Origin of the sequence: Dietzia sp. E1 (genome assembly GCF_014145015.1) — a bacterium.
Taxonomy (GTDB): domain Bacteria; phylum Actinomycetota; class Actinomycetes; order Mycobacteriales; family Mycobacteriaceae; genus Dietzia; species Dietzia cinnamea_A.
Genome location: NZ_JAALDU010000035.1, coordinates 1 through 8,595, shown reverse-complemented (window position 1 = coordinate 8,595; position 8,595 = coordinate 1). Strand labels below are relative to the sequence as shown.

Below are 8,595 nucleotides of genomic sequence, written 5' to 3'. Positions count from 1 at the left end.
CGGGCGCCGCGCTGGTCCTGCTGGTCGTCGCGCCCGGTCGCGGGTACGTGCCGTACGGCGAGCGCGCCGAGGCCGCCGCCGAGCCGCGACGCCCGGTGGGTCAGGTGTAGTTGGCACCGGAGGCCTGCGGGCGGCGCGCTCAGTCCCGTATGCGCTCGGGATGGGCGTATACCGTCGCCCGGTCGCCCCGGCTGAACCCGACGAGGGTCACGCCGGCCTCTTCCGCCAGGTCCACGGCGAGCGACGACGGGGCGCTCACCGCCGACATCACGGGGATCCCGGCCATGGACGCCTTCTGCACGAGCTCGAACGACGCCCGACCCGACACCTGCAGGATGGTTCCCCGCAGCGGCAGTCGCCCCTCGCGCAGAGCCCAGCCCACGACCTTGTCCACGGCGTTGTGCCTGCCCACGTCCTCGCGCAGGCACAACAGCTCGCCGGCGGCGGAGAACAGCCCCGCCGCGTGGACGCCACCCGTCTTACCGAACAGGCGTTGGTGGTCGAGGAGCCGCTCGGGCAGCGCCAGCAGCACCTCGGCGTCGACGAGGGGTTCCACCGGCTCGGCCGGGAAGTGGGTCGAGCGCCGCACCTCGTCGATCGAGTCCACGCCGCACACCCCGCAGGCGCTGCTCATCGTGGTGGCCCGCGCGGACCGGGTTGCCGGGATGTCCGGCGAGAGGGTCACCGTGAGGGTGTTGTAGTCCTGTTCGGCCCGACCGCTGACGGTGGTGCAGTAGCAGATCTCGGGCAGGTGATCGCGGTGCCAGACCGCCCCCTCGGAGACCAGGTGCCCCGCGGCGAGATCCATGTCGTCGCCCGGGGTGCGCATCGTGACGACGAACGGCTGGCCGGCGACCCGGATTTCGAGCGGCTCCTCGACGGCGAGGGTCGTCACCTCCCGCCGTGCGTCACCCCCGGCCAGAACCCGCTGCGCCCGGTGACGAGTCGTCCGTCGTCCCATATCCGCGCAGCCTAGCGCCGTCCGAGTGTGAGCGTCGGACCAGCACCGCCGCCAGCACCACCGTGACCAGCCAGAGCAGCGGGTAGATGTTCGTGATCACCCCGAAGACCACCGGGGGGATGTCACCCCCGAGCATGAACAACCCGATCGCCACCCAGCGGTCGTCGGGGAAGTCCGGGTTGGGAAAGCTCTGCACCCAGGCCGCGGTGGCGGCCCAGAGCAGCGGCGGCAGGAGCCAGAGGTACCAGCGACGACCGGCGATCGCGTGGTGGACCGCGAGGACCAGCAGCGGTACGAACCAGACCCAGTGGTGGCCCCACGAGAACGGAGACACCACCGACATCGTCATCCCGGACAGCGTCAACGCCAGGAGCTGGTGGCCGGCCCGGTGCAGCAGGGCGGCCATCGCCAACCCGACCACCGCGGCGAGCGCCGCCAGGGCCAGCCAGGCGACGGTGGGAGCGGCGTCGACGCCGAGGACCCGGGCGACGACCCCCCGTAACGACTGGTTGGACACCACCGAGTCCTGGGCGATGCGGCCCGACTCGAAGACCGTGCCCGACCAGTACCGGGCGGCGTCCGAGGGGATGGCGAGGAAGCCGACTGCCACCGTCGCGAGGAAGGTTGCCACGGAGACGAGGGCGACGCGCCATCGCCCTGTGACGACCCAGTGGGCCCAGAAGAAGGCGGGCGTCAGCTTGATGCCCGCCGCGAGTCCGCTGCCGATGCCGGCGATGTGGCGCCACCGGGAGAAGCGGTGGTCAGGGCCGATCCGGGACAGGAGATGGTCGGCGAGGACGAGCGCCAGCAGGATGATGTTGATCTGGCCCAGCCAGACGGTGGTGCGCACCGGCTCGAGCGACAGGCTGATCAGGGCCAGGCACAGGGACACCTGCCGGGTGACGGTGTCGGGGGCGTAGTCGAGCGCGCGGAACGACATCCGGATGACCAGGTACAACAGCCCCAGGGTGAGGGCCGTCCAGCCGGCCATCATGAGCGGTTCGGAGAGCAGCGGCAGCGGCTGGAAGAGCAACGCGGAGAACGGCGGGTAGGTGAACGGCATCTCCGCGAAGAAGCGGGCGTTGGGCCCCCAGAGCAGGCCCTCGTAGAGAGGAGTGCCGGACCGGACGGCCTCGGCGCCCCAGCGGTAGACGTGGACGTCCAGGAAGCTCTGGGTGATCCCCCACCACGGGGTCCGCTCGTCGGGTGCGCGCAGGACCATGATCACCGACGCCAGCGCCAGCAGGGCCAGCGGTCCGCGCAGCCAGTAGGTGGTGGGAAGCACTCGCACAGTGGCAGAGCCTAGCCCTCGTCGGCGCGGGGGGGAGTCCGTCACTCCGCCACCGCCCCGAGATGGGCGCGGCCGACGCGTCGGTCGTCCCGAACTCGACGAGAAGGCAGTTCCGCACGCATCCACTCGGGCGATGTGTGCGGAACTGTCCTCTCGACGGCACGGCGGGGCCGGCGCGGCGAGGTCGGCAGGGCGTGGGCGCCGCCGGGCGGCCCGGCTAGATGTAGATGGCCGGGTCGATGTAGAACTGCGCGTCGCGCAGCTCCTCCTTGGTCGACTTGGACGGGCGGGCCTCACCGGGGACGCCTACGACGATCGAGTTCGCGGGGGCGCTCTTGACGACGACGGCGTTGGCGCCCACCGACGAGTCGTCCCCGATCTCCACGGGTCCGAGGATCTTGGCCCCGGCACCCACGGTCACGCGATCCCCGAGCGTCGGATGCCGCTTGACCTGCTTGAGCGAGACGCCGCCAAGAGTGACGCCGTGGTAGATCATGCAGTCATCGCCGATCTCGGCGGTCTCGCCGATGACGACGCCCATCCCGTGGTCGATGAAGAAGCGCCGACCGATGGTGGCGCCGGGGTGGATCTCGATCCCCGTGAGGAACCGGGCGAACTGGGAGAGGACGCGCCCGGCGGTCCGGCCGGCGCCGCCGGCGTTCCACAGCCGGTGTGAGAGCCGGTGGAACCAGATGGCGTGCAGGCCGGAGTAGACGACGGCGTTCTCGACGTCGCCCCGGGCGGCCGGGTCATGGGCGCGCGCCGCGGCGAGGTCCTCGCGCAGCGTGCGCCAGAACCCCGCCGGGCGGTCGGACGTCTGCGTCATCAGTCGCGGTAGTCCTCGAACAGCATCGTAGAGACGTAGCGCTCGCCGTAGTCGCACACGATGACGACGATGGTCTTGCCGGCGTTCTCGGGGCGCTTGGCGATCTCGAGGGCGGCCCACACGTTGGCGCCGGAGGAGATGCCCGCGAGGATGCCCTCCTCCTTGCCGAGCCGCTTGGCGATCTCCAGCGAGTCCTCGAGGGTCACGTCGATGACCTCGTCGTAGATCTCGCGGTCGAGGATCTCGGGCACGAAGTTGGCGCCCAGGCCCTGGATCTTGTGCGGTCCGGCCTTGCCCTCGGTCAGCAGCGGCGAGTCCTTGGGCTCGACGGCGACGATGTGCAGGTCCGACTTCTGCGAGCGCAGGTAGTTGCCCGCGCCGGAGATGGTGCCGCCGGTGCCGATGCCGGCCACGAACACGTCGATGTCGCCGTCCGTGTCCTCCCAGATCTCGGGGCCGGTGGTGCGGCGGTGGACGTCCACGTTGGCGGGATTGGCGAACTGGCGCGCCAGGACGGCGTTCTCACGCGTCGCGGCGATCTCCTCGGCCTTGGCCACCGCACCCTTCATGCCCTCGGAGCCCGGCGTGAGGATGAGCTCGGCACCGTAGGCGCGCATCACGGCGCGGCGCTCGACCGACATGGTGTCGGGCATGACGATGACGGCCTTGAAACCGCGGGCCGCCGCGACCATGGACAGCGCGATACCGGTGTTGCCGGACGTGCCCTCGACGATCGTGCCACCGGGCTTGAGGCCGCCCGACGCCACCGCGTCGTCGATGATCGCCGCGCCGATGCGGTCCTTCACGCTCGCGGCCGGGTTGGCGGACTCGAGCTTGGCCAGGACGGTGGCCTGCAGTCCCTCGGTCAGGGAGTTGAGACGGACCAGCGGGGTCTTGCCGATGGTCTCAGAGATGTCGGAGTAGATCTGCGCCATGGTGTGTTCCGTTCTGAAGAATGAACAGGTCTGTCTATTCGCGAGTGTACGCGATGGGTCGAGATGGCTCGAGGGTGTGGCCAGGGAATGGTCCCCTGATTGCCACGAGCGCCCGTCGGGCCGATAATCGACTGCGCTCCATTTTCATCGTCGCCCGAAAGGCCGCCTCCGGCATGCGCGAGATCACCGTCCCCGCCCAGCGAAACTTCATACGTTCCGACCTGATCCCGGTGGTGGCGCGAGGGCGCGCCGCCACGGCGCCGCGGGCGGTCCCGTTCGACCATCACGTCGACGGCCGGTGGCGATCCGTCTCCAACGCCGAACTCGTCGAGCGCGTGGACAGGATCGCGGCCGGACTCATCGCGGCCGGCGTCGAGCCCGGGGACAGGGTGGCGCTCATGGCCGGAACCCGCCTCGAATGGGTGCTGGTCGATCTCGCCGTCTGGACCGCCGGAGCCATCACCGTGCCGATCTACCCGTCATCCTCGGCGGGGCAACTCGAATGGATTCTCGCCGACTCCGCGGCGAAGGTTCTCGTGGCCGAGAACGATGAACACGTCGTCGTCGTCGGAGACACGACCGTCCCCGACACCTGCACCCGGATCCTCTACCTGGACGACGGCGGGCTCGAGGCCCTCGAGGCCGACGGCGAGTCCGTCGAGGCCGAGACCCTGGACGCCGCGGTGGCCACTCTCGAGCTCGACACCCCCGCCTCGATCATCTACACCTCCGGCACCACCGGACGGCCCAAAGGTTGCGTGATCACCCACCGCAACCTCCTGTCGGAGTGTCACGCGCTGCTCGACCACCCCATCGGGTCGATGGCGCAGCAGGGCAAGAAGGTCCTGATGTTCCTGCCACTGGCCCACGTGCTCGCCCGCGCCGTGACCTACACGGTCTACCTCGGTGACGCGACCGTCGGCTTCTGGGACGACACCTCCACCATCCTCCCGCGCTTCGCCGATTTCCGGCCGCACATGATTCTCGGGGTCCCCCGCGTCTTCGAGAAGGTGCGCGACGGGATCGCCACGAAGGCCGCCGCCAAGGGCGCGGTTCAGAGGGGGATCTTCGAGCGCGCCGAAGCGGTCGCCATCGAGGACAGCCGTCTGCGCGGCAACGACGGACTGGACGACGCGCGCCGGCCCTCGCTCCTGCACGCCGCCCGGTACAAGGCGCTCGACCTGCTCGTCTACAAGGCCATCCGCGAGGCGCTCGGCGGCCGGTGCGAGTACGCCATCTCCGGCGGCGGCGCCCTGCCCGACCGCATCTCGCACTTCTTCCGCGGAGTCGGCGTGCCCGTCTACGAGGGCTACGGGCTCACCGAGAGCACCGCCGCCGCCACCGTGAACGGTCCCGGCTGCCAGCGCATCGGCACCGTCGGGCGACCCGTGGCCGGGACGAGCGTCCGGATCGCCGACAGCGGTGAGGTGGAACTGGCCGGCGAGCTGATCTTCGACCGCTACTGGAACAACGAGGAGGCCACCGCCGAGGCCGTCCGCGACGGCTGGTTCGCCACCGGTGACCTCGGTTCGCTCGACGCGGACGGATACCTGACGATCACCGGTCGCGCCAAGGAGATCATCGTCACCGCCGGCGGCAAGAACGTCTCGCCGGGGCAGATCGAGGACGCGATCCGGGCGCATCGACTCGTCGGCCACGCGGTCCTCATCGGTGAGGCCCGCAAGTTCGTCTCCGCGCTGATCACGGTGGATGAGGTCGAGCTCGAGAACTGGGCGGCGGAGAACGATCGCAGCGGCCGGCCGGTCGAGGACCTGGTCACCGACCCCGCGCTGCGCGCCGAGATCCAGGCCGCCGTGGACGATGCCAATCGGCAGGTCTCACACGCCGAGGGCGTCAAGAAGTTCGTCGTACTGCCCCGCGACTTCACTGAGGACTCGGGCGAGTTGACGGCGACCCTCAAGGTCAAGCGGCACGTGGTCGAGCAGCACTACGCCGAGCAGATCGAGGGCATGTACGTCTGATCGGGCGGATGTGGGAGCGCCCGGAACCCGTCCGGGCCCGGGCGCTCCCACGATCGGCGGATTAGGCGCCGGTGTACAGCGACTCGATCTCGCTGTCGAACCGGTCGTGCACGACGTTGCGCTTGAGCTTGAGGGTGGGAGTGAGTTCGCCGGACTCGACGGAGAACTCGGCCGCGAGGATCTTGAACTTGCGGATGGATTCCGCGCGGGAGACCGACTTGTTGGCCCGGTCCACCGCGTCCTGGACCGCGCCGACCAGGTCGCCGTCCTGCAGCAGGTCCGAGACCTCGCCGGTCTTGCCGTGTCTGTCCCGCCACGCCGGGAACGTCTCCGGGTCGATCGTGACGAGCGCCGCGATGTAGCTGCGGTTGTCGCCCACCACGACGGCCTGGCTGATCAGCGGGTCGGAGGTGAGCAGGTCCTCGAGCTGTGACGGCGAGACGTTCTTCCCGCCGGCGGTGACGATGAGGTCCTTCTTGCGACCCGTGATGGACAGGTAGCCGTCGGAGTCGAGCTCGCCGATGTCACCGGTGTGGTACCACTCGCCGGTCCACGCGGCCTCGCTCGCCTCCGGGTTTCGCCAGTAGCCCTTGAACAGTGTCTTGGCCTTGGCCAGGACCTCGCCGTCCTCGGCGATGCGGATGGTGACGCCCGGGATCGGCGTGCCGACGGTGCCGATCTTGGCCCGGTTGGTCGGGTTGACGGTGAGCACGCCCGAGGATTCGGTCAGGCCGTAGCCCTCGAGCAGGTCGAACCCGGCGCCGCGGAAGAAATGGCCCAGGCGGGCGCCCAGCGGCCCACCGCCCGAGATGATGCGGTCGCATTCGCCGCCCAGTGCGTCGTGCAGCTTCGAGTAGACGAGCTTCGAGTAGAGCTTCTGCTTGACCTTCAGCGCGGCCGACGGCCGGCCGCCGTTCTCGAGGGCCTTGGAGTAGTCGATGGCCGTCTGGACGGCGGCCTTGAAGATCTTGGCCTTCGCGCCACCGGCGTTCTCTGCCTTTGCCGCGGCGGAGTTGTAGACCTTCTCCAGCACGCGCGGCACCGACACCAGGAAGGTGGGGTGGATCTCGCCGAGGCGCTCGATGACCTTGGTGGTGTCCGGCTCGTGCGCCACGGCCACGCGCTTGTAGAAGCAGGCCACCTCCAGGATGCGGGCGAGGACGTGGGCCAGCGGCAGGAAGATCAGGGTGCGGCTGTTGGGTACGAACGCGTCCTGGAGCTGCTCCTCCACGGCCACCACGACGCCGCCGAACCCGCCGTGCAGGATTTCGCAGCCCTTGGGTTTGCCGGTCGTGCCGGAGGTGTAGACGATCGCGCAGGGGTCCTCGTGGCCCATCGCCAGCGAGGCCTGCTCGAGCTCCTCGTCGGAGACGGCCGCGCCGGCCTCGGTGAGCTGGGCGACGAGGTCGTTCTCGATCACGAGGATGTCACCGGACCAGTCGGTGCCGGCGGTGAGCACCTCGCGCAACTCGAGGTCCTCGACGACCGCGACGGTCGCGTCGGAGTCCGTGAGGATCCAGTCGCACTGCGCGGACGAGGACGTCTCGTAGATCGGCACGGTGACCGCGCCGACGGCCCAGGCCGCCCAGGCGATGAGCGACCACTCATAGCGGGTGTGGCTCATGATCGCCAGTCGGTCGCCGGGCTTCACGCCCCGGGCGATGAGGCCCTTGGCCACGCCCTTGACCTCCTCCAGGTACTGGGCGCAGGTGACCTCCTTCCAGTCGCCGCCGACCAGGCGCAGCACGGCGACGTCGTTCGGCGCCTCCTGTGCGTTCTTGAACACGAGTCTCGACAGGTTCTCGACAGGGAAGGGTTTGGCGGCTGGCGGGGTGGCGAACTCGGTCGTCATCTCGGTCCTTAAATCATGTGTGGCCTGAATCACTGACGATTGTAGAGGGGTCGCCGCCCCCTGTGGCAAGCACCGGTTATTTGGATTCGTTTATGAGGGTGACGTCATGTTCTGTGATAGTCGTTACACTTGCGGCATGTCGGCGGGGAGGCCAGCCATGGCCAGCGCGATCGTCGCGCAGTCCTGGGAGCGGAGCAGGCGACGGGGGATCGACCCGGATCGGACGGATCCGCCGGTCGACCTGCAGGGTGCCGACCTGTCCGAGCACCTGGCCGCGCACCGGATGGCGGCGGTGCTGCCCATGGTCGAGAAGGTCCTGGTGTCCGGGGTCGTGACCAGCGGGCACCTCGTGGCGGTGGCCGACGCCGACGGCCGGCTCCTGTGGCTGTACGGGGACCGCGGGGTGAGGTCCCGGGCGGAGCGGATGGCGTTCGTGCCGGGGGCGCTGTGGAGTGACGACGCGGTCGGGGCGAACGCGCCGGGCCTCGCGCTGAGGCACGACGTCCCGGTGCGGGTGCGCGGCGCGGAGCACTTCCTCGCGCCCGCCCACTCGTGGAGCTGCTCGGCTGCGCCGGTCCATGACCCCGTGACAGGGCGGGTGGTCGGCGGTATCGACGTGACCGGCCACGACTCCGCGGCCTCCGACGAGATGCTCGCCCTGGTCAGGGCCACTGCGTTGCTCGCCGAGGCCGAGCTGCGGTCGACCCCGGCCGGCGTGCTCGTGCCCGGGACGGCGGGGGCGGCGGAG

The 8,595-nt window shown here is 69.9% G+C and carries 7 protein-coding genes; 2 read left to right on the top strand and 5 right to left on the bottom strand.

Features of this window, described 5'->3' with window-relative positions:
* Positions 1-139: 139 nt before the first annotated feature.
* The 4 genes from fdhD to cysK all read right to left on the bottom strand — a co-directional run bounded on the left by fdhD (position 140) and on the right by cysK (position 4,013).
* Complete coding sequence (gene fdhD / locus G6030_RS01945) at positions 140-961, bottom strand: formate dehydrogenase accessory sulfurtransferase FdhD (protein ID WP_182642030.1); 822 nt, start codon at positions 959-961, stop codon at positions 140-142.
* Positions 909-2,252 carry a glycosyltransferase 87 family protein gene (locus tag G6030_RS01940; protein ID WP_182642029.1) on the bottom strand — a complete coding sequence of 448 codons (1,344 nt, stop codon included), beginning with the start codon at positions 2,250-2,252 and terminating at the stop codon, positions 909-911. Before G6030_RS01940 ends, fdhD begins: the two co-directional genes overlap by 53 nt.
* Positions 2,253-2,469: 217 nt before the next feature.
* On the bottom strand, positions 2,470-3,078 hold the full coding sequence (gene epsC, locus G6030_RS01935) for a serine O-acetyltransferase EpsC (RefSeq protein ID WP_182642028.1): 609 nt from the start codon (positions 3,076-3,078) through the stop codon (positions 2,470-2,472).
* A complete protein-coding gene (gene cysK, locus G6030_RS01930; RefSeq protein WP_007629536.1) occupies positions 3,078-4,013 on the bottom strand; it encodes a cysteine synthase A in 936 nt (311 codons plus the stop codon). Before cysK ends, epsC begins: the two co-directional genes overlap by 1 nt.
* A gap of 173 nt (positions 4,014-4,186) precedes the next feature.
* Between cysK and G6030_RS01925 the strand changes: the two genes are divergently transcribed.
* Positions 4,187-5,995, top strand: coding sequence for a long-chain fatty acid--CoA ligase (locus tag G6030_RS01925; RefSeq protein WP_069390383.1), 1,809 nt, complete (start codon positions 4,187-4,189; stop codon positions 5,993-5,995).
* 61 nt (positions 5,996-6,056) lie between these two features.
* Here G6030_RS01925 and G6030_RS01920 read toward each other — a convergent pair whose 3' ends face one another.
* Positions 6,057-7,847 carry a long-chain fatty acid--CoA ligase gene (locus tag G6030_RS01920; protein ID WP_182642027.1) on the bottom strand — a complete coding sequence of 597 codons (1,791 nt, stop codon included), beginning with the start codon at positions 7,845-7,847 and terminating at the stop codon, positions 6,057-6,059.
* A gap of 157 nt (positions 7,848-8,004) precedes the next feature.
* Here G6030_RS01920 and G6030_RS01915 point away from each other — a divergent pair.
* The coding region (locus G6030_RS01915; protein WP_182642026.1) for a GAF domain-containing protein at positions 8,005-8,595 on the top strand (591 nt) is incomplete at its 3' end.

What these genes read in the sequence shown, in the direction of transcription:
- fdhD (WP_182642030.1), bottom strand. Translation starts at nt 961, where the DNA reads ATGGGACGACGGACGACTCGTCACCGGGCGCAGCGGGTTCTGGCCGGG.
- epsC (WP_182642028.1), bottom strand. Translation starts at nt 3,078, where the DNA reads ATGACGCAGACGTCCGACCGCCCGGCGGGGTTCTGGCGCACGCTGCGC.
- cysK (WP_007629536.1), bottom strand. Translation starts at nt 4,013, where the DNA reads ATGGCGCAGATCTACTCCGACATCTCTGAGACCATCGGCAAGACCCCG.
- G6030_RS01925 (WP_069390383.1), top strand. Translation starts at nt 4,187, where the DNA reads ATGCGCGAGATCACCGTCCCCGCCCAGCGAAACTTCATACGTTCCGAC.
- G6030_RS01920 (WP_182642027.1), bottom strand. Translation starts at nt 7,847, where the DNA reads ATGACGACCGAGTTCGCCACCCCGCCAGCCGCCAAACCCTTCCCTGTC.